The sequence below is a fragment of the Pseudomonas sp. GD04091 genome, from assembly GCF_029836165.1.
GTDB lineage: Bacteria > Pseudomonadota > Gammaproteobacteria > Pseudomonadales > Pseudomonadaceae > Aquipseudomonas.
The window spans coordinates 266,834-290,393 of record NZ_JAOEBG010000002.1 but is presented as its reverse complement, the minus strand read 5'-3'; the positions used below and the strand labels follow the sequence as shown (position 1 = coordinate 290,393).

Here is a 23,560-nt window from a genome sequence, read left to right as displayed (position 1 = left end):
GTCGACTCTCCGCTCAGTAATGGGCGTGGTGGGCCTGCCTGACCAGGTCTTCGTACAGCCGGGCGTAGGGCTCCACCGCCTGGCACCAGTTGAACGGCTGGGTCATCGACAGGCAGCGCATGGCGTTGAGCAGGTCCTTCTTGCCGTACACGTAGAAGGCGCGGGCCAGGGCTTCGCGGTAGCTGTCCACGGTCGAATCGTCGAACAGGAAGCCGGTGACACCGTCCTCGATGGTGTCGGCCAGCCCGCCAGTGTTGCGCGCCACCGGCAGCGAACCGAAGCGCTGGGCGTACATCTGGCTCAGGCCGCAGGGCTCGTAGCGCGATGGCATCAGCAGGAAGTCGCTGCCGGCGAACATGCGGCGGGCGTCGGTCTCGTTGAAACCGATGCGCACGCCGATCCGGCCCGGGTAGCGCAGGGCCAGCTCGCGCATGGCCTGCTCTTCCTCGGGTTCGCCGCGCCCGATGATGGCGATCTGGCCGCCTTGGCGGACGATGTCGTCGGCCACGCCCAGGGTCAGGTCCAGGCCCTTCTGGTAGACCAGTCGCGAGACCACGGCGAACAGCGGCCCGTCGGACGGTTCCAGCTCGAACAGCTCGCGCACCTGCTGGGTGTTGCGCGCCTTGCCGGCCCAGTCGTTGATGCTGAAGTTGTGCTGCAGGTGCTGGTCGGTGGCCGCGTCCCAGCTTTCGTCGATGCCGTTGGGGATGCCGCCGAGCAGCCCGTGCTGGGCCTTGCTGGCGAGGAACCCATCCAGGCCGCAGCCGAACTCGGGGGTGGTGATCTCCCGGGCGTAGGTGGCGCTGACCGTGGTGATGTGGCTGGAATAGGCCAGGCCGGCCTTGAGGAACGACAGCTTGCCGTAGAACTCCATGCCTTCCTGCTGCATGGCGTGATCCGGGATCGCCAGCTCCGGGCTGCAGCCGCGGCTGTACACACCCTGGTAAGCCAGATTGTGGATAGTGAACAGGGTCGGGGTGCTCAGGCCACGCCAATGCATGTAGGCCGGAGCCAGGCCCGCCGGCCAGTCGTGGGCATGCACCAGGTCGGGGCGCCAGTGGGCCATGCCTTCACCTGCGGCGATTTCCGCGGCGGCCAGGCCCAGGCGGGCGAAACGGATATGATTGTCGGGCCAGTCGCGGCCGTTGTTGGCGCCGTAGGGCGTGCCGTCACGCTGGTACAGCTCGGGGCAGATCAGCACGTAGATCACCAGGCCGTCGGCCAGGTCCATGCGCCCGATCTTGCACGGCGGCAAGGCCGCATGCCCGCCGAGCTCGCCGACGATATGGATGGGGTTGTCGCTCTCGACCACCTGGCGGTAGCCGGGGATCAGCACCCGCACATCGTGCAGATGGGCCAGGGCCCGGGGCAGGGCCGAGGACACGTCGCCCAGGCCGCCGGTCTTGACCAGGTCGGCGATCTCCGAGGTGACGAACAGGATCTTGCGCTTGTTCGGATTGTGCTGGCGCCGGGCGCCGGGTGCCTTGACTGTCGGGGCGAGGGCAGGGGGCAACGGCTCGCGGTTATCCGGGTTGAATGACTCTACGTGAGGTTCGACAGCGGCACTGATCATACTTCTCTCCGTCCCTTGTTCGGTGTTTGCTCAACGTTGGCTCGTGGGTCTGCTCTCTGATCGTCGTTGCATCTTCGTAGTGCGTTCCTTGCCCCAGATTCGTGCGCGCAGGCACGGCACGTTCGGCATTCCCGCCGAAAGACGTATGGACTGGTTGGGGTGGGTGGGCCTGGCGTGAGGAAGTCCCTTTGCGTCGGCCTACTTAAGTCCTGACCAGCCCGTGTTTTGGAAAGTTCGACTTTTTTACGTCACTTTTTCCGAGCAAAACGCGGGCCGGAACTGGAGTGTAGGGGACGAAACGACAGCAAAGTGACCCGTTGGTCATTTTTGTCGTGACGGTTTACCCGCGCAAACGTTGGCTAGTTGTTGCAAAATATGAGGGTCATGCAGCGTAGGCAGGCGGGCTTGGTCCGCGATCGGCGCGGCACAGCGTAAAAGAAGGGCGTCATGGCACAGAGGGGAGCCGGATGGCTCCCATCGCAAGACGTGGTGAATCAGAGTGCGGTGGCCTTGCCTTGCAGGCGCGCCTGCTCCAGCAGCAGGTTCAACTGGGCGACCTGTTGGCGCAGCTGGTCTCGTTCGTCCTTCAACTGGCGCAGCTCGTCGCGGCGCACGGTGACATAGAGGGTCTGGGTGGGAGTAGCAGGCATCAGAGTACCCATGGCACACCTCGCATGGCTGGTGACAATTTGAAGCGTAGTCGCTTCATGCGGCGCGCATTCTGAATTCTTCGCAGGCCCTTGGGAACTTTTTTGTTTATCGTTGTCGCCCCGTTCGTCGGTGAACCCTCTGCCAGAACGCTGGACTAATCTGAAATCTTCAATTGTTGTAAAGCAAAACCAACGGGAGCGTCGGCACATGCAACTGGGAATCATCGGGCTTGGCCGCATGGGCGGCAATATCGCAAGGCGCCTGATGCGCGCAGGTCACAGCACTGTGGTCCACGATCGCAACCGCGAAGCCATCACCGCCCTGGAAGGCGAAGGCGCCGTGGGCGCCCACGACCTGGGTGCGCTGGTGCACAAACTCAAGGCGCCGCGTGCGGTATGGGTCATGCTGCCCGCGGGCGAAATCACCGAGCAGACCATCGCGCAACTGGCCGACCTGCTCGAGCCGGGCGACGCGATCATCGATGGCGGCAACACCTTCTACAAGGATGATGTGCGTCGGGCCGCCGAACTGGCCAAGCGCGGCCTGCACTACCTCGACGTCGGCACCTCCGGCGGTGTGTGGGGCCTGGACCGTGGCTACTGCATGATGATCGGCGGCGAAAAGGCGGTGTTCGAGCGTCTGGAACCGCTGTTCAAGACGCTGGCCCCGGGCGTTGGCGACATTCCACGTACCCAGGGACGCACGGGTGAGCACCAGCGCGCCGAGCACGGTTACATTCACGCGGGCCCACCCGGTGCCGGTCATTACGTGAAGATGGTGCACAACGGCATCGAGTACGGCCTGATGCAGGCTTACGCCGAAGGCTTCGACCTGCTGCGCAGCAAGGGCGGCCCGGAACTGCCGGAGGACCAGCGCTTCGACCTTGATGTGGCCGAGATCGCCGAAGTGTGGCGTCGTGGCAGCGTGGTCACCTCCTGGCTGCTGGACCTGACCGCCGACGCGCTGGTCGCCGACCCGCAGCTCAGCGAGTTCAGCGGCTCGGTGTCCGACAGCGGCGAAGGACGCTGGACCATCGACGCCGCCGTCGAGCAGGCCGTGCCGGTGCCGGTGCTGTCCAGCGCGCTGTTCGCGCGCTTCCGCTCGCGCCAGCAGCAGGGTACCTACGGTGACAAGATCCTCTCCGCCATGCGCCTGGGCTTCGGCGGCCACATCGAGAAGAAGAAGGACTGAATGAGCAAATCGACCATCCCCGCTGCGCCGCCGTGCACCCTGTTCCTGTTCGGCGCCAACGGCGACCTGGTCAAGCGCCTGCTGATGCCGGCGCTGTACAACCTCAGCCGTGACGGGTTGCTCGATCGCAACTTGCGCATCGTCGGAGTCGACCACAACGCCGCCACGGCCGCCGAGTTCGCCGAACGCCTGCATGGGTTCATGCAGGAACGCGACAAAGGCGGGGAGGGCGCGGCCAAGTGCCTGGACGAAAAGCTCTGGGCACGCCTGGCCAAGCGCCTGGACTACCAGACCGGCGACTTTCTCGACCCCGAGACCTACAAGGCGCTGGCCAAGCGTATCGACAAGACCAGCCACGGCAATGCCATCTTCTACCTGGCCACCTCGCCACGCTTCTTCCCCGAGGTGGCCCAGCGTCTGGGCGACGCCGGCCTGCTCGATGAATCGGGCGGAGGCTTTCGACGGGTGGTGGTGGAGAAACCCTTCGGTACCGACCTGGCCAGCGCCGAGGCGCTCAACGCCCGCCTGCTCAAGGTGATGAACGAGCGGCAGATCTACCGCATCGACCATTACCTGGGCAAGGAAACCGTGCAGAACATCCTGGTCAGCCGTTTCTCCAACGGTCTGTTCGAGTCGTTCTGGAACAACCATTACATCGATCACGTGCAGATCACCGCCGCCGAAACCGTCGGCGTCGAGACGCGCGGGGCCTTCTACGACAACACCGGCGCCCTGCGCGACATGGTGCCCAATCACTTGTTCCAGCTGCTGGCCATGGTCGCCATGGAGCCGCCCGCCGCTTTTGGCGCCGACGCCGTGCGTGGTGAAAAGGCCAAGGTGATCGGCGCCATTCGCCCCTGGTCGCAGAAGATGGCCCTGCGCAACTCCGTGCGCGGCCAGTACAGCGCCGGCAAGCAGGGCCGCAGAAAGCTCCCCGGCTACCGCGAGGAGCCCAATGTCGCCGCCCACAGCCAGACCGAGACCTACGTCGCCCTCAAGGTGATGATCGACAACTGGCGCTGGGCCGGCGTGCCGTTCTACCTGCGCACCGGCAAGCGCATGAGCGTGCGCGACACCGAGATCGCCATCTGCTTCAAGCCCGCGCCCTACGCGCAGTTCCGCGAAAGCGAGCTGGAGCGGCCCAAGCCCAACTACCTGAAGATCCAGATCCAGCCCAACGAAGGCATGTGGTTCGACCTGCAGGCCAAGCGCCCGGGGCCGGAGCTGGTGATGGAGAACGTCGAGCTGGGCTTCGCCTACAAGGACTTCTTCAAGATGACCCCGGCGACCGGCTACGAGACGTTGATCTACGACTGCCTGACCGGGGACCAGACCCTGTTCCAGCGTGCCGACAATATCGAGAACGGCTGGCGCGCCGTGCAGCCGTTCCTGGATGCCTGGGCTGCCGGAGATGGCGAGGTGCATGGCTATGCGGCCGGGGAAGATGGGCCCGAGGCGGGTGACGAGCTGCTGACGCGGGACAAACGCGAGTGGCATGACTTGGGGTGAGCGCTGATCGGCTCAGCCCTCATCGCGCAGCGAACTTGCGCTATTCCTGTGGGCGCGGGCTTGCCCGCGAAGCAGGCGACGCGGAGCCTGGCACCGGCTGCGCCGGTGTTCGCGGCTGAAGCCGCCCCCACAGCGACCGCGCCGATCTCAAACCATGCGCTATGCCTGTGTGCGGCGGTGCGCCGATGCGACTGGCCCCGCGATGAGGGCTGAGGCCACTGCGCAACTCCCAGCGGAACGACTGCAACCGCCAAGGCATCCAAACTCAGGCCCACCCGCCAGAGGATCCCCGATGCCCGCTCTGATCGAAGACTACGCCCTCATCGGCAACTGCCGCAGTGCCGCCTTGATCAATCGCGACGGCGCCCTCGACTGGCTGTGCCTGCCGCGCTTCGATGCCCCGGCGGTGTTCGCCGCTCTGCTGGGCAACGAGGAAAACGGTCGCTGGCGCATCGCCCCCAGCGACCCCGTCGAACACCGTACCCGGCGTTACCTGGACGACACCTTGGTGCTGGAAACCACCTGGACCACCGCCAGCGGCCGCGCCCGTGTGCTCGACTGCATGCCATTGGGCGAGCACAACGCCGTGCTGCGCATCGTCGAGGGCCTGAGCGGCGAGACGGCCTTCGAGATGGACCTGGTGCTGCGCTTCGACTATGGCCGCAGCGTGCCCTGGGTGGAGAAGATCGACCCGCTGACCCTGAGCGCCGTCGCCGGCCCCGATCGCCTGATCCTGCGCAGCAGCACCGAGACCCACGGCCGCGACCACCACAGCGTGGCCCGTTTTCGCGTGCGCGCGGGGGAGCGCCAGGTGTTCAGCCTTTGTCACCAGGCCTCGCACCTGCCCGTGCAGCCCGGTTGCGATGTCGACCACGACCTCGAACACACCCTCGAGCAATGGCGCTCCTTCGCCGCCCGCTGCCCCGACGTCGGTCCCTACTCCGACCTGGTGCGGCGTTCGCTGCTGACCCTCAAGGCCATGACCTACGCGCCCACCGGTGGCATGGTCGCCGCCGTCACCACCTCGCTGCCCGAGCGCGTCGGCGGCGAGCGCAACTGGGACTACCGCTACTGCTGGCTGCGCGACGCCACCATGACTCTGCTGGCGCTGATGAACCTTGGCTACTTCGACGAGGCCCAGGCCTGGCGCGAGTGGCTGCTGCGCTCGGTGGCCGGCAATCCCGAGCAGATGCAGATCATGTACGGCCTGGCCGGGGAGCGTGACCTGCCCGAGTTCACCCTGCCGTGGCTGCCCGGCTATGAGTGCTCGCAACCGGTGCGGGTCGGCAATGCCGCTTCCGAGCAGCGGCAACTGGACATCTACGGCGAACTGGCCGACGCCATGACCCAGGCCATCAAGGGTGGACTGCCGCGCCACCCGCGCAGCGCCGCCATCGCCAGGTCGATCCTGCCGTACCTCGAAGGCATCTGGCGTGAGCCGGACGAAGGGCTGTGGGAGGTGCGCGGTGGCCGCCAGCATTTCGTGCATTCCAAGGTCATGGCCTGGGTCGCCTTCGACCGGGCGGCGGGCCTGGCCGATACCACCGAGGAAGACCGCGAGAGGGGGCGGCACTATCGGCGGGTAGCGGACGAGATCCGCAATGAGGTTTGCCAGCGTGGGCTGGATGCAGGTGGCAGTCATTTCGTCCAGGCCTACGGTTCGACCGAGCTGGATGCCAGCCTGCTGCAGATCGCCCTCACCGGTTTCCTGCCGGCGCGGGATCCGCGCTTCCTGCGCACGCTGGAGCAGATCGAAGGACGCCTGTTGCGCAACGGCCTGCTGCTGCGCTACGACAGCGACAGTTGCAGCGACGGCCTGACGCCGGGAGAGGGCACCTTCCTGGTGTGCTCGTTCTGGCTGGCCGATGTCTATGTGCTGCTGGGGCGCCAGGAAGAGGCGCAGGCGCTCTATGCGCGGCTGACCGGGTTGTGCAACGACGTGGGCTTGCTGGCGGAGCAGTACGACCCGGCGGGGAAGCGGATGCTGGGGAATTTTCCGCAGGCGTTCAGCCATATCGGGATCATCAATACGGCGTTGAACCTGTACCGGGCGCAATGCCCGGCGCGGGATCGGGCGAGTGGTGGGGGCTAAGGGCGGTGGCCGGCGCCGCTCACCGCCATGAGTGCCCACGCCGACATCAATCTCGAGGGCGCCGCAAGGCCCTCGTTGCACATCTGTTCGCGTGCAGGGTGTGACGTATAGAGTCACATATGTTATTTTGCTCGGCGTGACGCATAGGATCACACTCACGCTCTCCCGCACTGAACGGATGCGTGCTCCATGATCATCAGCTTTCGCCACAAGGGACTGCGGCTATTCCACGAAACGGGCATTACCCGAGGTATCCAGCCAGGCCATGCGCAGCGTTTGAAACGACAGTTGCAGTTTCTCGACAGCGCAATCACCGCCGAAGACATGAGTGTGCCGGGCTGGCGGTTGCACCCTCTCAAGGGTGAACGGGGCGGCTTTTGATCGGTCAGCGTTTCAGGCAATTGGCGACTGGTGTTCCGCTTCACGGGTTATGACGTCGAGTTGGTCGACGATCTCGACTATCACTGATCAGGAGGCTCAAACATGGCTATGCACAACCCGCCTCATCCCGGCGAAACCTTGCGCGAAGACGTCCTGCCCGCGCTGGGTTTGACGGTGAAGGCTTTGGCCGAGCATCTGGGCTTTTCGCGAGAAGCGCTGTCCCGTGTCCTCCATGGCCGTGCGGCGGTTTCGCCGGATCTTGCGGTTCGCCTGGAAATGGCCGGCATCAGCACGGCGCGACTGTGGCTGACGATTCAGGTGGACTATGACATCTGGCAGGCGCGCCAGCGCCAGCAGCCGGTGATCACGCGGCTGTTTCAGGCCGCTTGAAATAAAAAGCCCGGACGCTGCGTCCGGGCTTTTTCATGTGTGTCAGGCTGTCGCCTCGCGAGCAACGCTCGCCACCTTGGTATGGCGCAGCGTCGGAATCAGGAACGCGATCGCCAGCACGCAGGCGCTTACCAGCAATACGAAGCCGCCATCCCAGCCGAAGTGGTCGACGGTGTAGCCCATCGCCGCACTGGCCGCCACCGAGCCCCCCAGGTAGCCGAACAGCCCGGTGAAGCCCGCGGCGGTGCCGGCGGCCTTCTTCGGCGCCAGTTCCAGCGCCTGCAGGCCGATCAGCATCACCGGTCCGTAGATCAGGAAACCGATGGAGAACAGCGCGATCATGTCGATGGTCGGGTTGCCCGGCGGGTTGAGCCAGTACACCAGGGTGGCGACGGTCACCAGCGCCATGAACACGATGCCGGTCAGGCCGCGGTTGCCACGGAAGATCTTGTCGGACATCCAGCCGCACAGCAGGGTGCCGGGGATGCCGGCCCACTCGTAGAAGAAGTACGCCCACGAGGTGGTGTCGACGCTGAAGTGCTTGGCCTCCTTCAGGTAGGTCGGTGCCCAGTCCAGCACGCCGTAGCGCAGCAGGTAGACGAACACGTTGGCCAGGGCGATGTACCACAGCAGTTTGTTGCGCAGCACGTACTCGACGAAGATCTGCTTGGCGCTGAATTCCTGTTCATGGCTGTCGTCGTAGCCTTGCGGGTAGTCGTTCTTGTACTGCTCGACCGGCGGCAGGCCCACCGACTGCGGGGTGTCGCGCATGGCGGCGAAGGCGAACACGGCCACCAGCACCGCCACGGCGGCGGGCACGTAGAAGGCCGCGTGCCAGTCGTTGGTCCAGCCCAGCCCGAGCAGGAACAGCGGGCCAATCAGGCCGCCGCCGACGTTGTGGGCGACGTTCCATACCGAGACCACACCGCCGCGTTCCTTCTGCGACCACCAGTGCACCATGGTCCGCCCGCTGGGTGGCCAGCCCATGCCCTGGGCCCAGCCATTGATGAACAGCAGCACGAACATGATCGCCACGCTGGAGGTGGCCCAATGCGCGAAACCGAAAATGAACATCACCGTGGCCGAGACCAGTAGGCCGAACGGCAGGAAGTAGCGTGGGTTGGAGCGGTCCGAGACCAGGCCCATGAGGAACTTGGACAGGCCGTAGGCGATGGCGATGGCGGAGATCGCCACGCCCAGCTGACCGCGGGTGTAGCCCTCTTCCTCGATCAGGTAGGGCATGGCCAGGGAGAAGTTCTTGCGTAGCAGGTAGTAGCCGGCATAGCCGAAGAAGATCCCGGCGAAGATTTGCCAGCGCAGGCGCCGATAGGTGCTGTCGACGCGCTCGGCGGGCAGCGGCGCCTGGTGCGCGGCAGGGCGGAAGAAGGCAAACATGTGAAGCTCCAGCTTGTTATAGGTATGCGAAAGCGAATTTTACATTTTCGTTACAGAAAAAATATCGCTTTCGTTGCAAGCCGTTGTTGTTTTGTGAACGTGTTGTCGGAGATTTCCTGCTCGAGGTGGCGAATCGCCTCTAGCTGGTGATGGCAAAAAGCTACAAGTTCTTCGGAAGTGAACCACTTTTCCGGCTCAACTCATGGATAGATTGAGCCCGCACTATGGAAATCACTGCTTCGCACCTTGACCGCTCACCCACCACCCCCCGCATTGCACCGCTTCCCACCCTCCATATCGCCACTGATGCCTTCGTCAGCTGGCGCCGCACCGCCGACCTGCTGTTCAACCCGTCAAGCCGGGCGGGGGATGCATTCAACGCCTCGTTCACGGTCTTTCACTTCCACCGTTTTCTTCTCTGCAGCGGGCGTCTGGATGCTGCCCGCTATGGTCGTGATCGGGCCCGCCTGGGCTGGTGCGACCTCGACCATTACGTCCTGCACGTACCCCTGCAGCGCGGGCTGGCCTGTGGCAACGGCCTGCGCGTGCGGGCCAGGGATGCCGTGCTGCTCGACCTGGCGCAGCCGGCAGCGTTCCGCATGACCCGCGGCGCTGCGCTGAGCCTGGTGATTCCACGCACCGCGCTGCTGCACGACGGCGATCGGCTGCATGGCCTGCGCCTGTGCGGCAAGAGCGCGGCAGGACGCTTGCTGGCCAGCCTGCTGTCGTCCCTGGCCGTGGCCGCGCCCGACCTGACCCAGGATCAGGGCCTGCACCTGAGCCAGCCGGTGCTGAGCATGGTGGCGGCCTGCCTGGTCGGTGCGGTGGCGCAGCGCCCGGCGATCGTCCCGTCGGGGCACGACGAACTCGGGCGCCGGGTGCGCCGCTACATCGAACTCAACCTGCACCGCGACGACCTCAGCCCGGCCATGCTGGCCAAGGCCCTGGGCACTTCGCGCAGCCAGCTGTATCGCGCGTTCGAGCGCTTCGGAGGTGTCGGTCATTACCTGCAGCGACGACGCCTGCGGCGCTGCCTGCTGGCGCTGGGCGAGCCGGGCAATGCCGAGCGCCGCATCGGTGATGTGGCCTATGCCCATGGCTTCATCGACGAGGCGCACTTCAGCAAGGTGTTTCGCAAGACGTTCGGCCTGTCGCCGCGGGCGGCGCGCCAGGCCTTGCAACGCGGCGAGCTGGCCGCCATGGCCAGCCAGGCACCGGCAGACGCGCACGGGCCGGCGCTGGCCCGCTGGATCCACGACCTGGCCAGTCACTGAACAGGCGATTCTGGGACGCATGGCCAGGTTTGTGGGACGCCAGCCCCCGGACACCGGCCTGGGCCGACCGTAATCTGGACTCACCTGACAACCCAACCATCCACCCATCCCCGGTGCCGTCCTCAGGGCCTGAACCCTGTAACCGATGGCCATACCGAAGCCAGCAGGACGGCATCGGCACCGAATGTGACAAGGAGCGTCGGAAGTGGCGAATCAATCCCTCCATCACCTCATCCAGAGCATCGCCGGCGCGGTGGCCGAAGCGCAGGACAAGATCCAGCGTTTCCAGGTCTCCACCGTGCGCCAGTACTTCGACGAGGACAACCGGCCGGTCAGCATCGATGTGCGACTGCCGTCGCATTCGCCCCAGGCGCAGGACGGCGAAGAGCGCGTGGTGCGGGTGCCGTTGCTGTCGCTCGTGGGCGCCCGGCTGATGGCCGTGAAAGACATGGAAATCTCGTTCGAGGTCGGCCTCAACGGCGACGGCGGCATGGCCGCCGATGCCGGGCAGGGCGGTGCCGGCGATGACGGCTCCGGCTGGCCGAGCGAGACCCACAAGGCTCTGAACGTCGATCTGGGCGTTCGCCGCAATGGTGAAGGCGGGCCGTTAGCGCGCGTCACCCTCAAAGTCGAAACCCAGCCCCCTTCGGAGGGGATGGCTCGGCTGCTGCAAAACCTCGATAAATTGATCTAGGAGAAACAGAGATGGCTAACTTCTCGATGGGTGACCAGTTCCGCGGCCTGCCCATGGGCGACCTGATCGGCGGTCCGCTGACCGCCGCCTGCGACGCCCAGGTGCGACTGGCCAATGCCACCGCCGACTTCATCAAGGTGATCGGCTTCCTGCCGCCGCCACCTGACCCCAACAATCCGACAGACCCCAACGCCGTCGGTGACGTGCGTACCGTCAGCTTCCGCTACGACCGGCCGTCGACCAGCAAGCCCGACGACGGCTCCATCCCGATGGAGCGGGTCGAGCTGGAAGTCCCGCTGCTGGCGGTGGTCAAGGTGCCGAACCTGTCGATCAACAAGGTCGACATCACCTTCGACATGGAGGTGAAGAACTCCGAGCAATCACGCGAAGCCACCGACGCCCAGGCAGCGATGACGGCCGAGGCCAGCGTGGGCTGGGGACCGTTCAGCGCCAAGGTCAACATTTCCGGCTCGGTGTCCTCGCACAAGGAGAACACCCGTTCCACCGACCAGTCGGCCAAGTACCACGTCGAGGTCCATGCGGCCGACGACGGCATGCCGGAAGGCCTGGCGCGGGTACTGGACATGATTGCCCAGTCGGTCGCACCGAAAGCCATCACCCAGCAGTAACGGGCGATCTGGCCAACGCCAGCCTTCTGGTCAGGTGAGCTTTCGCCAGGGTTGGCCGTCAGTCTTTTCCGGAAAGGAGTTCCGTGATGTTCGATCTAACGGACGTGGGATATGTGAAACGCATCGTCGTCGGCAGCACCGATCCGGAGAAGCTGACGTCGCAGGACGTGATCCAGGCGCAGACCGCGCTGCTCAACCGCTGCCTGAGCGAGCCGCCCAAGGGGCGCATCGTCGGCATCGAAAAGACCTTCAATCTGCTCAACATCGGCGAGCACCAGGTGGTGCTGCAGTCCCTGATCTACCACGTGGGCTTCGCGCGTCGGCCGTTCTGGCTGGCCGACGACCAGGAGGCCTCGTGATGAACCGTCTCGAATCATTCATCCAGGCCCTGGGCGGCGCCATGCACTGCGCCCAGCAGGCCACCGGATTGCGCTGGCCAGGCATTCGCATCGCTTCGATGGAAGTGGTGCTGGCGGCCACCGTCGAGTCCGGCGATGCCCCAGGCGCCCTGGCCTTGCGGATCGGCCGCGCGCCGCGGCGCAACCAGACGCTGCACCAACTGAGCATCGCCGTGCCCGGCGATGCCCGCGAAGCGATCGTCGTGTACCTCGACGGCCAGCTGTTCGGGCACTACGGGAGGCCCGGCGATGGCCAGGCGAACTGACCGCTCGATGCGGTTGCTGCTGTCAACCCAAGAGACACGAACCATGCGCTCGATCCTGAAGAACAAGCCTGGCCGCCCGGCGCGGATGTCCGTCGGCAAACGGGTGCTGTGCGTCGTCGGCGCGGCGGTGCTGTCGGCACTGGCCTCGCTGGGCGTGATCCAGCCCGACCTGGCCCTGGCCATCGCCAAGTGGGCGGGGCTGGTGCTGGCGTTCTGAACCCCGCAATCACACAACAAGGAGAGTCACCATGAGACACCTGGCAACCGCACTGGTCGGCGCCCTGGCGCTGGCCAGCCTGGCCCCGACATGGGCCGGCGAGTACGAAGGCACCTTCAAGGACAACGGCGTCGACGTCCCCGTGACCCTGAACATCGATCCAGCCGCAAGGCTGGGCAAGGCGGCCGGCAAGATCCGTTTCGAGGGCGGGTGGGCATGCGGCTTCGACCTGCAGCTCACCGGCGCGGACGAGGCGACGCACAGCTACAGCTACGCCCTCAAAGGCGGCGGCGCCGGCCGCTGCGGACCGCTGACGCTCGGCCACCTGCAAAGCCAGTCGAGCAAAGATGACCTGCAGATCCAGCTGTTCACCCAAGGCAACACGCTCGCCTACCGCGTCACCCTCGCGCCGCCCGACAAGTAGCGCCAACCCCAACTTCCTACCGGTTCGACATCAAGGCACGGCCAGGCCGCTGCCCCACGGGGAGCGGCTTGCCCGGAAAAAAGGAGCAGATCATGTGCATCACCAACACCGTAGGGACTGGCGGCAACAACGCCGCCGCCGATGTGCGCAGCCTGCAGCTGCTGCTCAATCTGAACAGCGGGCAGCGCGGCTTCAGCTGCACGCTTGGCAGCGATGGCCTGTGGGGCGCGGGGACGCGCGGCGCGCTGGAGAGCTTCCAGCAGATCATCGGCAGCCCGGTGGGCAAGCCGGTGGCGCCGGGCGACGCGACCCTGGCCGCGCTGCGGGTGGGCCTGCCCGGCGGGCTGGTCGCGGCCAAGCTGTGGCTGGCGCTGATCAATGCCAGCGGCACACGCATCGACGCGTTCCACCAGCCCGTGCTCGACGTGCTGACCCGCTACCGCATCGACACGCCGCTGCGCATCGCCCACTTCCTCGCCCAGATCGCCCATGAGAGCGGCTGCCTGCGTTACACCGAGGAGCTGGCCTCAGGCTCTGCCTACGAAGGGCGCAAGGACCTGGGCAACCTGCAGCCCGGCGATGGTCCTCGCTTCAAGGGCCGCGGGCTGATCCAGCTGACCGGCCGCGCCAACTACCGCCAGTACGGCCAGTACTGCAAGCGTGATTTCGAGAACCGCGACGACCCCGCCCTGGTGAGCAGCGACCCGGCCCTGGCAGTGGATGTCGCCGGCTGGTTCTGGGCCAACCGCAAGCTCAACGACTGGGCCGACAAGGACGATCTGCGCGAGGTCACGCGGCGCGTCAATGGCGGCTTCAACGGCCTGGACGATCGCGCCGCCTACCTCGCCCGGGCCAAGTGGCTGCTGATCGGCTGAACGCTTTACCGCGCTTTCCGCCGGCAGCGGCGGATCCCCGAGGACAACAACGTCCTGTCACTGCAAAAAGGAGCTTCATGATGAAAAAGACTTTCGTTATCCCTCATGCGCGCAGCGCGCTGGCTGGCCTGGCAGTCATCGGCAGCCTGGCACTCGGTCTGCTGCCGGTGGCATCGGCCCAGGCTGCCGTGGCGTGCCCACAGGCCAACTCTGGCGGCGCGCCGGCGGTCAACCAGCAGCATGTGTTTTGCGGGGAAGTGGAGGTACGGGCATCCGGTAACCGGGCCAAAGGCTTCCACAGCAGGCCGGGCGGCCAGTCGCCCACCACGGTGAGCGGGGCGGGCACCGGCACACCGCAAGGGCCGGCGGGGGTCTACGTGCTGCGCAACTTCACCATCACCGAGAACGGCGCCAGCGGCACCAAGAGCATCTCCACGATGTTCCCGGACAGCTGCTCGCAAGCCAATGTGGTGGCTGCCATCCAGAACGCGTACAACAACCGTACCGCGCTGAACGGCAACCAGTTCCGCGGACCATCGGGGGCGAGCTGCCAGGCGGGCACCCCGGCGGCGTCGTTCAACATCGTCGGCTACATGGATGCCACTGGCACGGTGGTGACCACCGCCTATCCTGACTACTGATCCTGCGTTACCTTCACCAGGGCCGGGCATCATGCCCGGCCTTTTTCGTCACACGCGCAAGGGAGCCTGCCGATGTCCAATCCCCTAACCCCAGGCCTGCAGCAGTTTCTCGATGAAGAGATGACGGCCGTGGCGCTCGAGCACTTGCTGGAGAAGGCCCTGGCCGCCCGCCAGAATCGGCTGGTGGAAGCCTACAGCGGCAATGCCTATCACGTCGCGTTCGAGGACGACGCGGTGGTGATCGAGCACCACTACCTGAAGGACTGGCCTGCTGAACGCCTGCCTCTGCAGGCGTTCATCGAGGTCTTGGAGACGTGGCGCCCGAAAGCGCGTCACTAGCGGTCCCACGGCCCGTGTCACGGCAGGCGTGTCACCCTCCACAGGGTATTGGCCAGGTCGTCGGCGATGATCAACGCGCCCTTCGGATCGACCGTCACGCCGACCGGCCGCCCGCGGGTCTTGCCGTCCTCGCCGCGAAAACCAGTGGCGAAGTCCACGGGATCGCCAGCGGGTTTGCCATCGCGAAACGGCACGAAGATCACCTTGTAGCCCACCGGGTCAGGGCGGTTCCAGCTACCGTGCTCGCCCACGAAGACGCCATCGGCGAACCGTTCGCCCATGGCCGTGTTGGAGAAATCGACGCCCAGTGCGGCCACATGCGAGCCGAGGCTGTAGTCGGGCTTGATCGCCGCTTTGACCTTTTCCGGATTCTGCGGCCGCACGCGGTCGTCGACGTGCTGCCCCCAGTAGCTGTAGGGCCAGCCATAGAAGGCGCCTTCCTGCACCGAAGTCAGGTAGTCCGGTACCAGGTCCGGCCCCAGTTCATCGCGTTCGTTGACCACCGCCCACAGCTGCCCGGTACCCGGCTGGATGGCCAGCGCGGTGGGATTGCGCAGGCCGGTGGCATAGGGCCGGTGGGCGCCGGTCACGGCATCGATCTGCCAGACCATGGCGCGGTCGACTTCCGCCTCCATGCCGCGCTCGGTGATGTTGCTGTTGGAGCCGATGCCGACGTACAGGTAGCGCCCGTCCGGGCTGACGGCGAGGGACTTGGTCCAGTGGTGGTTGATCTCGGCGGGAAGGTCGCTGACCTTGGTCGGCGGGCCGTCGGCCTGGGTCTGGCCATCCTGGTAGTCGAAGCGCACCAGGGCGTCCTGGTTGGCGACGTAGAGCTTGCCGTCGTCGTAGGCCAGGCCGTAGGGCGCGTTGAGGTTCTCGGCGAACACCGTCTGCAGTTCGTATCTGCCATCGCCGTCGGCGTCGCGGAGCAAGGTCAGGCGGTTGCCGCCCTTGACCTGGGTATTGCCCTTGGCCTTGATCTGGCTGGCGATCACGTCCTTGGGCTTGAGCTTGGCGGCGCTGCCGCCACGGCCTTCGGCGACGAGGATATCGCCGTTGGGCAGCACCAGGGTCTGGCGTGGGATCTTCAGGTCGGTGGCGATGGCCGTGATGCTGTAGCCCTCCGGCACCGTGGGTTTGCGCTCGCCCCAGGCGGCTGGCTGGGCGATCTTCATGCTGGGCAGCAGGCCGCGTTCGGGCGCCGGCAGTTTCGGGTCCGGGCCGTGGGCCTGGGTCTTGTCGCCATCACCACCGCAGGCGGTGAGCAGCAGGGCCATGCTCAGGGCGCTCAGTGCGTGTTTCATGCCTCGGCCTCCGTGCGCAGGTTGGTCAGGCCGATCCAGGTGGCGATCAGCGCCAGCGCGGTCACGATCACCGACAGCACCAGCCCCGAGGGCATCACCGCCCAGGCATCCTTGGCGTGCTCGAAGGCGTTGAGCAGGCCCAGCAGCCAGGTCGCCAGCAGCAACACGAAGTACAGGGTCGGGCGGCCGGCCTTGCGCGGAGCGCGGATCAGGTTGGCCAGGGCGAACAGCAGCGCCAGGCCGCTGAACAGCAGGGCGCCGGCGATCAGCCAGGCGGCGAAGTTGCTCCACTGGATCTGGTAGCTCTGGTAGTAGGCGATGTCGCTCAGCAGGGCGCCGAGAAACAGCGGCACGCTGCCGGCCAGCAGCGTCGCGTGCAGCGGGCCGGGGGTGCAACGGGGGAGGGTGGTGGTGGTCACGGGGCAGGCTCCTTGTCAGTCGACGATCCGGAATCGAGGGTGCTCAGGTGAGGATCGTCGTCGGGGAGCGTTAGTTCAGTGGGATTTGCCGGGATCGCGACAGTCAGTCGAACAGTGGCCTCAAAAAGCTGCGTTCGTAGCTGAGGATGAAGCGCTGCTCGGTGGCCAGGGCGAAGGCGGCGATGCACTGCGGGTCGGTCTCGCAGGCGTGGCGGTACTGCTCGTACGCCGCCAGGCTGGGGAAGCTGAACAGGGCATAGGCAATGTTGTTGGCGCCTTCGCTGGGCAGGAAGTAGCCGTGATGGGTGCCGCCCATGCGGTTGACCAAGCCGATCCACAGTTTGCCGTAGGCCTCGAAGGCCGGAATCTGGTAGGGATCGATGACGTACTTGAGGTGGCAGGTGATCATTGCACGCAATCCTTTGGGTGAGCCGGGAGGCTCACCTTACCGTGGGTGCGTGCCGGCGTCGACTCCGCTAGGGCTGGCGCCAGATCAGCCGGTCGGTGGCATAGCCTTGCTGGCGCGCCCGTTCCAGCAGCTGCGTCTGGGTCTGGCGGCTGACCGTCGGCGTGCGTGACAGCAGCCACAGGTATTCGCGGTTCGGATGCCCGACCAGCGCCACGCGGTAATCCGCGTCGTGGTACAGCACCCAGTATTCGCCCTTGGTCAGGTCCGGCGCGAGGCGACTGAACCCGTTGTCGAAACGCACCCAGAGCTTGTCGGTACGCCCGGCCACCTGCGGCTCGGCGATGCCTTTGGCTTCGTCCCACTGGCCATCCTTCTCCTGGCAGCGGTTGGTGACATCGATACGCCCGTCCGCGCGCAGGCCATAGTGGGCTTCGGACTGCACGCAGTCGCGCTGGAAGAACATCGGCAGCCGCGCCAGCTCGTACCAGGTGCCCTGGTAGCGCTGGAGTTCGACCTGTTGCGTGGTGGGCGGCGGCAGCCGCTGGTCGCGGGCGCCGGAACAGCCCGCGAGGGCCAGGGTGAGGCAGCAGCAGAATGGCACGGCCAGGCGCATCGCCATGGAAACCTCCTGTAAGGGGAAAGGCTCACATGGCTTTCGATGCGCGGGCCGGGCAAAGGTTTTATTGGGCTGGGCGCGAGGTCTCCACGCGCAGCACTTCGGTGTAGATGGCATCGACGGTCTGGTCGACCTTGAGGTTCTTCATGCGCGCCTGCAGTTCGGGGTCTTCGACTTTCACCACCTGCAGCTTGCCTTCGGGCGGCAGCAGGGTGACCTCATGGCTGTCCAGGTCGATCTTCTTGATCTGCGAGGTGACCTTCACCTGGCGGAACGCCTCGCCGCCGGGGTTGGGGTTGTCCTTGGTGGCGCGGATGGTGCCGGATTCCTCGGAGGCCTTCGGCGCGCCGCCTTCGTTGGTGTTGAGCACGTAGGCGATGGCGCGCGTCACGTAGATGTCGACCTGGTCGCCGACCTTGAGGTTGGGCAGGGCCTTGGCCTGTTCGCTGAGCTGGAAGGTCACGTCCTTGTCGTGAGGTCCCTTGACCGTGACCTGCCGGCTGGACAGGTCGATCCTGGTGACTTCGGTGGTGATGTGACTCTCCAGCGCTTCGCTGGCGATGGGCAGTTCGGCGGCGTGGGCGGTGAGGCTGGCGGCAAGGATGAGCGAGGCGAAAGCGATGGCGCGAGTCGGGTTCATGAGTCTGTCTTCCTTGGGGTCGATACCGATGGGAGGTTCGCGCTGGGAAGCATAGACACTGATTGGCACGTGTGTGCGCCGTGCCAGCCTCATCGTGGGGCATTACAAGGGCTGATGCTCACGCTCGCGCTTGGCCTTGGACACACTTACCGCACCCGGCAAGGCCACGGCATTCTTCGCCGCCAGCACTTCGGCCATCACGCTCACGGCGATCTCCGCCGGGGTCTTGCTGCCGATGTAGATGCCGATGGGCCCATGCAGGCGCTCCAGCGAGGCCTCGCTCTCGCCGAAGTGCTCGATCAAGCGCTCGCGGCGCAACTGGCTGTTGCGCCGCGAACCGATGGCGCCAATGTAGAACGCCGGGCCGTGGAGGGCTTCGAGCAGCGCCAGGTCGTCGAGCTTGGGGTCGTGGCTGACGGCGATGATGCAGGTGCGCAGGTCGACCTTGAACGCGCGCACCACGTCGTCCGGCATGCCCCGTCGATGCTCGACGCCGGCCACCGACCAGGTGGCCATGTGCTCGGGTCGGGGGTCGCAGACGGCCACGCGAAAGCCATTGAACAAGGCCATGGTCGCCAGGTACTCGGCCAGCGCTCCGGCGCCGATCAGCAGCATGCGGTAGCCGGGACCGAGGGTGTTGACCATGTGCTGGCCGTCGAAGCCGAACTGTTCCGGGGTCGCGGTGCTTTCGAGGTTGACCTCGCCGTTGTCCAGGTCCAGGTGGCGACGCACCAGCTGGCCATCGTCGAGGCGCGCGAGCAGTGGTTGCAAGGCCTCGATGGCGGGGCTGAACTCGAGGATCAGCTCCAGGGTGCCGCCGCAGGGCAGGCCGAAGCGGTGGGCTTCGTCGGCGCTGACGCCGTAGCGGACCACCTCGGGCGTGCCCTGGGGCAGGCCAGGGCCGCCGTAGGCCGTGGTGTAGCGGTGGATCAGGTCGTCCTCGATGCAGCCGCCGGAAACGCTGCCGACCACCCGGCCATCGTTGCGCAGGGCCATCATCGAGCCGACCGGGCGCGGCGACGAGCCCCAGGTGCGGGCGACGGTGGCGAGCAGCACGCGGTGGCCGGCCTGGAGCCAGTCGAAGGTGGTACGCAGGACCAGCAGGTCGATGCTTTCCATGATGTGTGAGACCTCGTCGTGCCGTGTGCCCGTGGGAGCGGGCTGCTCAGCGCATATGCAGGATGATCGGGCTGCTGCTGGCCGGATCGGTATGTCCGCGCAGCTCGCCAACCGCCTTCGCCGCCACCGCGCTCCCGTGGTTGCCCCAGGCGTCGCGGGCGAAACTCAACACCTCGGCAATCTCCTGGTCCGACAACTGCTCGCGGAACGCCGGCATGCGGTAGGCATCCGGCACCCCGGCGGCAACGATGCGCTGCGAGCCGTTGAGGGTGATGTTGATCGCCGAGGCATCCTCTTTGGCCAGCATCGAGGTGGCCCCCGCCAGCGGCGGCATCCACTCGGCCTGGCCCTTGCCATCCAGGCCATGACAGCTGGCGCAGCGCGTGGCGTAGGCGTGCGCTCCCGGGGTGTCGAGGCCCGCGTTCAGCGCCTGGTACTGCCAGGGCGCGCCGTCACGCTGCGGATCGCCGGGCAGCGACTTGAGGTAGCGGGCGATCGCGTTGAGGTCGTCGTCACTCATGAACTGCGTGGAGTTGTTGAACGCCTCGGTCATCGAGCCGTACACCACGGCGTGCCGGTTGCGCCCGGTCTTGAGGAACTGCACGATCTCTGGCTCGCTCCAGCGCCCGAGCCCGGTGTTGTGGTCCTGGCGCAGGCTTGGCGCGTACCAGCCGTCGAGCAGGGCGCCGGCGAGGAAGGGCGCGCCCGCTTCGTCCAGGGCCTTCTCGTTGAACGCCAGGCCTCGGGGCGTGTGGCAGCTGCCGCAGTGGCCGGGGCCCTGGACGATGTAGGCACCGCGATTCCACAGCGGGTCCTGGTCGGCCTTCTGCGCATAGGGCGAACTCGGCGCGAACAGGCCGTTCCACAGGGCGATGGGCCAGCGCAGGTTCAGCGGCCAGGGGATACTGCTGGGGATATTGGCCTCGCTGGCCGGCTGCACGCCTTTCATGAAGAACGCGTAGAGCGCCCGTACATCGTCGTCGCTGAGCTTGACGTAGGACGGGTACGGCATGGCCGGGTACAGCCGGCGTCCGCCGGGCGCCACGCCATGGCGCACGGCGCGGTCGAAGTCGGCCAGGCTGTAGGCACCGATGCCATGGTCGCGGTCCGGGGTGATGTTGGTGGCGTGGATCGCGCCCAGTGGCGTGGCCATTTCCAGGCCACCGGCGAACGGTGCCTTGCCCGGCAGGCTGTGGCAGGCCACGCAGTCGCTGAGCCGGGCGACGTACTCGCCGCGGCTGACCAGGGCGGCATCGGCGCTGTCTGCGGCGGCGAACGGCGAGGCGGGCTCGCGGGTGACGTACCAGGCCAGCAGGCCTGCCGCGACCAGGCACGGCAGGGCCAGCCAGCCCGCGGTTGTTGCCAATCGGCTGTTGTTCATGGGCTGTCCTTGTCGTGTCAGCTGAAGGTATGGCGGCTCAGGGGCATGCTGCGCACGCGCTGGCCGGTCAGCCGCGCCACGGCGTTGGCCACCGCGGGTGCCACCGCCGGCAACGGCGGTTCGCCGATGCCGCCCATCTTCGCGCCGCTCTCGACGATGCGCACATGCACCCGGGCCATGCGCGACGGCGGCAGCACCGGGTACAGATCGTAGTTGCGCGCCCGTGGCATGCCGTTCAGCCACACCGCTTCCTCCAGCAGCACCTGGGACAGGCCGAGGGACACCGCGCCGTTGACCTGGGCCTCGATGATCGCCGGGTTGACGATGCTGCCCGGGTCGATGGCCTGCCAGATGTCATGCACCCTGACCTGGCCGCCCTCCAGTGAAACCTCGGCGATCACCGCCGCCTCCGAGCCGAACGGCGAGGCCATGGCCACGCCACGCGCCCGTTTGCTGCCATCCTCGGCGCTGAACGGGCCGCGTTTCCAGCCGCCGGACAGCTCGCCCACCGCCTGCAGCAAGGTGGTCAGGCGCGGGTTGTCGCGCAGCAGCTGCAGACGCAGCTCGTAGGGGTCGTGGCCGCCCTTGTCGGCCAGCTCGTCGAGGAACGACTCGTAGAAGAAGTCGTTCAACGAGTTGCCCACCGAGCGCCAGTAGCCGAGCATGGCCGGGCCTTTGACGTAGATCTGCGCGATGCGCCTGTTGGCGATGGCGTAGGCCTTGCCCGACAGGCCTTCCAGCGCGGTGGGGTCGACCTTGTCACCCTGCTGGCCGGCGATGGCCTCGGTCGGCCCCTCGGTGGCGCTGATCGCCTCGATGGCCACCGGCATGCCTTTGTCGTCCAGGCCAGCGCGGAACTTGACCACCGCCATGGGGCGCATGGCATCACGCAGGAACTCTTCCTCGCGGCTCCAGATCAGCTTCACCGGGCGGCCCACGGCCTTGGCCAGGGCGATGGCCTGCGGATAGGGATTGGCCGAGTCGTACAGGAAGTGCCGGCCAAAGAAGCCACCGAGCAGCGGCGAATGCAGGGTGATCTGCGCCGGGGCCAGCCCGGTGCGCTTGGCGATGTCGTCGCGGAACATGTCCTGCGCCTGGTTGGGCAACCACACTTCCAGGCTACCGTCGGGGTTGAAGCGGGCGGTGGCGGAGGGCGGCTCCAACTGCGCATGGTTGAGGAACTGGTTGTGGTAGGTGGCTTCGACCGTGCTCTTGGCGCCGGCCAGGGCGCTGGCCACGTCGCCTTCGTTCTCCTCGTCGCGGCTCGGCCCGGTCTGAGCGGCCAGGTGCTCGCGCCAGCCGTCGCTGGAGAAGTCGGCGGGCATCGGCCGCACCTTGCTGTCGGCGCCAGGCTCCTGCCAGTCCACCTGCAGCGCCTCCACCGCCCGCTTGGCATGCCACCAGCGTTCGGCGACCACCGCCACCGCGCCCGGCAACTGGTGCACCGAGTGCACCCCTTTCATGGCCTTGACCTGGCCCTCGTTGCGCAGGCCCGCGACGGTCATGCCCAGGCGCGGGGCATGCTGCACGGCGGCGTGGAGCATTCCGTCGACCTTGATGTCGATGCTGTACACGGCTTTGCCGATGGACTTGTCGTACGCGTCGAGACGCTGCACCGGCTTGCCGATCCAGCGGAACTGGCTGGGGTCGCGCAACGTGACGCTGGCCGGGTCCGGCACCGGCAGATCCAGGGCCTTGCCAGCCAGCTCGCCATAGCCGAGCGAACGGCCCGAGGCGGCATGCACCACCTTGCCAGGTTCGGTGCTCAGTTCGGCGACCGGCACGCCCAGCTGTTCGGCGCCGGCCTGCAGCAGCATGGCCCGGGCCAGGGCGCCGAGGCGGCGCATGGTCGGGTAGCTCATGCGTACCGACATGCTGCCGCCGGTGATACGCAGGCCGTTCTCCATCACCACGTAGGCTTCGCCCGCGGGCGCGCTGTCGACCACGAAGGTGGCCGGGTCGGCATCCAGCTCTTCGCCGACGATCTGCGCCATGGCGGTGTTGACGCCTTGCCCGCCCTCCATGAACGGGCTGAGCAGGTGCACGCTGCCGTCCGGGCGGATCTCGAGGAAGGCCGGCACCAGGGTGCCGCGCTGCGCGCTGGCGGCAGCGGCCTGGACCCGCGCCGAGCCCAGCGGCAGGCCGAAGCCGAGCACCAGCGCGCCGATGGCGGTGCCGGCGAGGAAGCGTCGGCGCGACAGGTTGACGGTTTCGCCGTTGCGCAGCCGCCGCAGGTCGTCAGGGGTGTCGATACGCGCGTTCATCAGGCGTTCTCCCCTTGGGCCAGTTCGTGCACGGCGGCATGGATGGCGTTGTAGGTGCCGCAGCGGCACAGGTTGACCATCGCCGCGTCGATCTGCGCATCGCTGGGCTTCGGCGTGTGCTTGAGCAGCGCGGTGGCCGCCATCACCTGGCCGGACTGGCAATAGCCGCATTGGGCCACCTGGTGCTCGACCCAGGCCGCCACCACACGCTTGCCCACCGCGTCGGTCTCGATCGCTTCGATGGTGGTGACTTCACGGCCGACCACGCCGGCCACCGGAGTGACACAGGCGCGTACCACGTTGCCGTCCACCAGCACCGAGCAGGCGCCGCACTGGGCCAGGCCGCAGCCGTACTTGGTGCCGGTAAGGCCCAGGTCGTCGCGGATAACCCAGAGCAAGGGTGTGTCGGCGTCGGCCTCGACCTGGTAGGTCTGCTGGTTGATGCGTAGTTCCATCGGGCTCACCTGCT

The 23,560-nt window shown here is 66.6% G+C and carries 26 protein-coding genes and 1 pseudogene; 15 read left to right on the top strand and 12 right to left on the bottom strand.

Translation table 11 applies throughout. The annotated features are described in order from the left end of the window. Window positions 1-13: 13 nt before the first annotated feature. Window positions 14-1,573 carry a glycogen synthase GlgA gene (gene glgA, locus N7422_RS04345; RefSeq protein WP_279805429.1) on the bottom strand — a complete coding sequence of 520 codons (1,560 nt, stop codon included), beginning with the start codon at window positions 1,571-1,573 and terminating at the stop codon, window positions 14-16. 494 nt (window positions 1,574-2,067) lie between these two features. Next, window positions 2,068-2,235, bottom strand: a complete 168-nt coding sequence (locus N7422_RS04340) for a DUF6026 family protein (protein ID WP_279805428.1) — start codon at window positions 2,233-2,235, stop codon at window positions 2,068-2,070. A 160-nt stretch (window positions 2,236-2,395) separates the two neighbouring features. Here N7422_RS04340 and gnd point away from each other — a divergent pair, with 160 nt between their 5' ends. The 5 genes and pseudogenes from gnd to N7422_RS04315 all read left to right on the top strand — a co-directional run bounded on the left by gnd (window position 2,396) and on the right by N7422_RS04315 (window position 7,787). Continuing rightward, window positions 2,396-3,415 (top strand): phosphogluconate dehydrogenase (NAD(+)-dependent, decarboxylating), encoded by a 1,020-nt coding sequence (gene gnd / locus N7422_RS04335; protein WP_279805452.1) that lies wholly within the window; start codon window positions 2,396-2,398, stop codon window positions 3,413-3,415. Continuing rightward, window positions 3,416-4,924 carry a glucose-6-phosphate dehydrogenase gene (gene zwf / locus N7422_RS04330; protein ID WP_279805427.1) on the top strand — a complete coding sequence of 503 codons (1,509 nt, stop codon included), beginning with the start codon at window positions 3,416-3,418 and terminating at the stop codon, window positions 4,922-4,924. It abuts the gene before it with no gap. Window positions 4,925-5,216: 292 nt separating this feature from the next. After that, window positions 5,217-7,016, top strand: coding sequence for a glycoside hydrolase family 15 protein (locus N7422_RS04325; protein WP_279805426.1), 1,800 nt, complete (start codon window positions 5,217-5,219; stop codon window positions 7,014-7,016). A gap of 189 nt (window positions 7,017-7,205) precedes the next feature. After that, window positions 7,206-7,484: pseudogene (locus N7422_RS04320) on the top strand (type II toxin-antitoxin system RelE/ParE family toxin). A 15-nt stretch (window positions 7,485-7,499) separates the two neighbouring features. Beyond that, entirely contained in the window at window positions 7,500-7,787 is a 288-nt protein-coding gene (locus tag N7422_RS04315) for a HigA family addiction module antitoxin (protein WP_279805425.1), read from the top strand. A gap of 42 nt (window positions 7,788-7,829) precedes the next feature. On the opposite strand, the gene glpT is transcribed toward N7422_RS04315, so the two are convergent. Further along, window positions 7,830-9,182 carry a glycerol-3-phosphate transporter gene (gene glpT, locus N7422_RS04310; protein ID WP_279805424.1) on the bottom strand — a complete coding sequence of 451 codons (1,353 nt, stop codon included), beginning with the start codon at window positions 9,180-9,182 and terminating at the stop codon, window positions 7,830-7,832. 224 nt (window positions 9,183-9,406) lie between these two features. Here glpT and N7422_RS04305 point away from each other — a divergent pair, with 224 nt between their 5' ends. The 10 genes from N7422_RS04305 (at window position 9,407) to N7422_RS04260 (ending at window position 14,939) form a co-directional block, all read left to right on the top strand. Next, window positions 9,407-10,456 carry a helix-turn-helix domain-containing protein gene (locus N7422_RS04305; protein ID WP_279805423.1) on the top strand — a complete coding sequence of 350 codons (1,050 nt, stop codon included), beginning with the start codon at window positions 9,407-9,409 and terminating at the stop codon, window positions 10,454-10,456. A gap of 205 nt (window positions 10,457-10,661) precedes the next feature. Then, window positions 10,662-11,150, top strand: a complete 489-nt coding sequence (locus N7422_RS04300) for a DUF2589 domain-containing protein (protein ID WP_279805422.1) — start codon at window positions 10,662-10,664, stop codon at window positions 11,148-11,150. Between the two features lie 11 nt (window positions 11,151-11,161). After that, entirely contained in the window at window positions 11,162-11,779 is a 618-nt protein-coding gene (locus N7422_RS04295; RefSeq protein WP_279805421.1) for a DUF2589 domain-containing protein, read from the top strand. A gap of 86 nt (window positions 11,780-11,865) precedes the next feature. Continuing rightward, window positions 11,866-12,138: a hypothetical protein gene (locus tag N7422_RS04290; RefSeq protein WP_279805420.1), complete on the top strand. Its 273-nt coding sequence runs from the start codon at window positions 11,866-11,868 to the stop codon at window positions 12,136-12,138. Further along, window positions 12,138-12,443, top strand: a complete 306-nt coding sequence (locus N7422_RS04285; protein WP_279805419.1) for a hypothetical protein — start codon at window positions 12,138-12,140, stop codon at window positions 12,441-12,443. Before N7422_RS04290 ends, N7422_RS04285 begins: the two co-directional genes overlap by 1 nt. Window positions 12,444-12,486: 43 nt before the next feature. Then, window positions 12,487-12,660: a hypothetical protein gene (locus tag N7422_RS04280; protein WP_279805418.1), complete on the top strand. Its 174-nt coding sequence runs from the start codon at window positions 12,487-12,489 to the stop codon at window positions 12,658-12,660. 31 nt (window positions 12,661-12,691) lie between these two features. Beyond that, a complete protein-coding gene (locus N7422_RS04275) occupies window positions 12,692-13,084 on the top strand; it encodes a hypothetical protein (RefSeq protein WP_279805417.1) in 393 nt (130 codons plus the stop codon). Between the two features lie 92 nt (window positions 13,085-13,176). Further along, window positions 13,177-13,959 (top strand): glycoside hydrolase family 19 protein, encoded by a 783-nt coding sequence (locus N7422_RS04270; RefSeq protein ID WP_279805416.1) that lies wholly within the window; start codon window positions 13,177-13,179, stop codon window positions 13,957-13,959. 80 nt (window positions 13,960-14,039) lie between these two features. Next, window positions 14,040-14,600: an EndoU domain-containing protein gene (locus N7422_RS04265; RefSeq protein WP_279805415.1), complete on the top strand. Its 561-nt coding sequence runs from the start codon at window positions 14,040-14,042 to the stop codon at window positions 14,598-14,600. 72 nt (window positions 14,601-14,672) lie between these two features. Next, window positions 14,673-14,939, top strand: coding sequence for a hypothetical protein (locus N7422_RS04260; RefSeq protein ID WP_279805414.1), 267 nt, complete (start codon window positions 14,673-14,675; stop codon window positions 14,937-14,939). A 17-nt stretch (window positions 14,940-14,956) separates the two neighbouring features. Here the strand turns inward: N7422_RS04260 and N7422_RS04255 are convergent, their stop codons facing one another. The 9 genes from N7422_RS04255 to N7422_RS04215 form a co-directional block, all read right to left on the bottom strand. Continuing rightward, window positions 14,957-16,243: a sorbosone dehydrogenase family protein gene (locus N7422_RS04255; RefSeq protein ID WP_279805413.1), complete on the bottom strand. Its 1,287-nt coding sequence runs from the start codon at window positions 16,241-16,243 to the stop codon at window positions 14,957-14,959. Next, a complete protein-coding gene (locus tag N7422_RS04250; protein WP_279805412.1) occupies window positions 16,240-16,662 on the bottom strand; it encodes a DUF2231 domain-containing protein in 423 nt (140 codons plus the stop codon). Before N7422_RS04250 ends, N7422_RS04255 begins: the two co-directional genes overlap by 4 nt. Window positions 16,663-16,765: 103 nt before the next feature. Next, on the bottom strand, window positions 16,766-17,071 hold the full coding sequence (locus tag N7422_RS04245) for an NIPSNAP family protein (RefSeq protein WP_279805411.1): 306 nt from the start codon (window positions 17,069-17,071) through the stop codon (window positions 16,766-16,768). Between the two features lie 67 nt (window positions 17,072-17,138). Continuing rightward, window positions 17,139-17,690 carry a lipocalin family protein gene (locus N7422_RS04240; protein ID WP_279805410.1) on the bottom strand — a complete coding sequence of 184 codons (552 nt, stop codon included), beginning with the start codon at window positions 17,688-17,690 and terminating at the stop codon, window positions 17,139-17,141. Between the two features lie 61 nt (window positions 17,691-17,751). Continuing rightward, window positions 17,752-18,327 (bottom strand): hypothetical protein, encoded by a 576-nt coding sequence (locus N7422_RS04235; protein WP_279805409.1) that lies wholly within the window; start codon window positions 18,325-18,327, stop codon window positions 17,752-17,754. 102 nt (window positions 18,328-18,429) lie between these two features. After that, window positions 18,430-19,446 carry an XdhC family protein gene (locus tag N7422_RS04230; protein ID WP_279805408.1) on the bottom strand — a complete coding sequence of 339 codons (1,017 nt, stop codon included), beginning with the start codon at window positions 19,444-19,446 and terminating at the stop codon, window positions 18,430-18,432. Window positions 19,447-19,492: 46 nt separating this feature from the next. Continuing rightward, window positions 19,493-20,827, bottom strand: coding sequence for a cytochrome c (locus N7422_RS04225; protein ID WP_279805407.1), 1,335 nt, complete (start codon window positions 20,825-20,827; stop codon window positions 19,493-19,495). A 17-nt stretch (window positions 20,828-20,844) separates the two neighbouring features. Then, the gene (locus tag N7422_RS04220) at window positions 20,845-23,091 is read right to left on the bottom strand and encodes a molybdopterin cofactor-binding domain-containing protein (RefSeq protein ID WP_279805406.1); all 2,247 of its coding nucleotides are present in this window, start codon (window positions 23,089-23,091) and stop codon (window positions 20,845-20,847) included. After that, window positions 23,091-23,546: a 2Fe-2S iron-sulfur cluster-binding protein gene (locus N7422_RS04215; protein WP_279805405.1), complete on the bottom strand. Its 456-nt coding sequence runs from the start codon at window positions 23,544-23,546 to the stop codon at window positions 23,091-23,093. The genes N7422_RS04220 and N7422_RS04215 overlap by 1 nt, the downstream gene beginning before the upstream one ends. Window positions 23,547-23,560: the final 14 nt, after the last annotated feature.

Coding starts and splice junctions, on each gene's coding strand:
- glgA (WP_279805429.1), bottom strand. CDS start 1,573: ATGATCAGTGCCGCTGTCGAACCTCACGTAGAGTCATTCAACCCGGAT.
- N7422_RS04340 (WP_279805428.1), bottom strand. CDS start 2,235: ATGGGTACTCTGATGCCTGCTACTCCCACCCAGACCCTCTATGTCACC.
- zwf (WP_279805427.1), top strand. CDS start 3,416: ATGAGCAAATCGACCATCCCCGCTGCGCCGCCGTGCACCCTGTTCCTG.
- N7422_RS04325 (WP_279805426.1), top strand. CDS start 5,217: ATGCCCGCTCTGATCGAAGACTACGCCCTCATCGGCAACTGCCGCAGT.
- N7422_RS04315 (WP_279805425.1), top strand. CDS start 7,500: ATGGCTATGCACAACCCGCCTCATCCCGGCGAAACCTTGCGCGAAGAC.
- glpT (WP_279805424.1), bottom strand. CDS start 9,182: ATGTTTGCCTTCTTCCGCCCTGCCGCGCACCAGGCGCCGCTGCCCGCC.
- N7422_RS04305 (WP_279805423.1), top strand. CDS start 9,407: ATGGAAATCACTGCTTCGCACCTTGACCGCTCACCCACCACCCCCCGC.
- N7422_RS04295 (WP_279805421.1), top strand. CDS start 11,162: ATGGCTAACTTCTCGATGGGTGACCAGTTCCGCGGCCTGCCCATGGGC.
- N7422_RS04290 (WP_279805420.1), top strand. CDS start 11,866: ATGTTCGATCTAACGGACGTGGGATATGTGAAACGCATCGTCGTCGGC.
- N7422_RS04285 (WP_279805419.1), top strand. CDS start 12,138: ATGAACCGTCTCGAATCATTCATCCAGGCCCTGGGCGGCGCCATGCAC.
- N7422_RS04280 (WP_279805418.1), top strand. CDS start 12,487: ATGCGCTCGATCCTGAAGAACAAGCCTGGCCGCCCGGCGCGGATGTCC.
- N7422_RS04275 (WP_279805417.1), top strand. CDS start 12,692: ATGAGACACCTGGCAACCGCACTGGTCGGCGCCCTGGCGCTGGCCAGC.
- N7422_RS04270 (WP_279805416.1), top strand. CDS start 13,177: ATGTGCATCACCAACACCGTAGGGACTGGCGGCAACAACGCCGCCGCC.
- N7422_RS04265 (WP_279805415.1), top strand. CDS start 14,040: ATGAAAAAGACTTTCGTTATCCCTCATGCGCGCAGCGCGCTGGCTGGC.
- N7422_RS04260 (WP_279805414.1), top strand. CDS start 14,673: ATGTCCAATCCCCTAACCCCAGGCCTGCAGCAGTTTCTCGATGAAGAG.
- N7422_RS04255 (WP_279805413.1), bottom strand. CDS start 16,243: ATGAAACACGCACTGAGCGCCCTGAGCATGGCCCTGCTGCTCACCGCC.
- N7422_RS04245 (WP_279805411.1), bottom strand. CDS start 17,071: ATGATCACCTGCCACCTCAAGTACGTCATCGATCCCTACCAGATTCCG.
- N7422_RS04240 (WP_279805410.1), bottom strand. CDS start 17,690: ATGGCGATGCGCCTGGCCGTGCCATTCTGCTGCTGCCTCACCCTGGCC.
- N7422_RS04235 (WP_279805409.1), bottom strand. CDS start 18,327: ATGAACCCGACTCGCGCCATCGCTTTCGCCTCGCTCATCCTTGCCGCC.
- N7422_RS04230 (WP_279805408.1), bottom strand. CDS start 19,446: ATGGAAAGCATCGACCTGCTGGTCCTGCGTACCACCTTCGACTGGCTC.
- N7422_RS04225 (WP_279805407.1), bottom strand. CDS start 20,827: ATGAACAACAGCCGATTGGCAACAACCGCGGGCTGGCTGGCCCTGCCG.
- N7422_RS04220 (WP_279805406.1), bottom strand. CDS start 23,091: ATGAACGCGCGTATCGACACCCCTGACGACCTGCGGCGGCTGCGCAAC.
- N7422_RS04215 (WP_279805405.1), bottom strand. CDS start 23,546: ATGGAACTACGCATCAACCAGCAGACCTACCAGGTCGAGGCCGACGCC.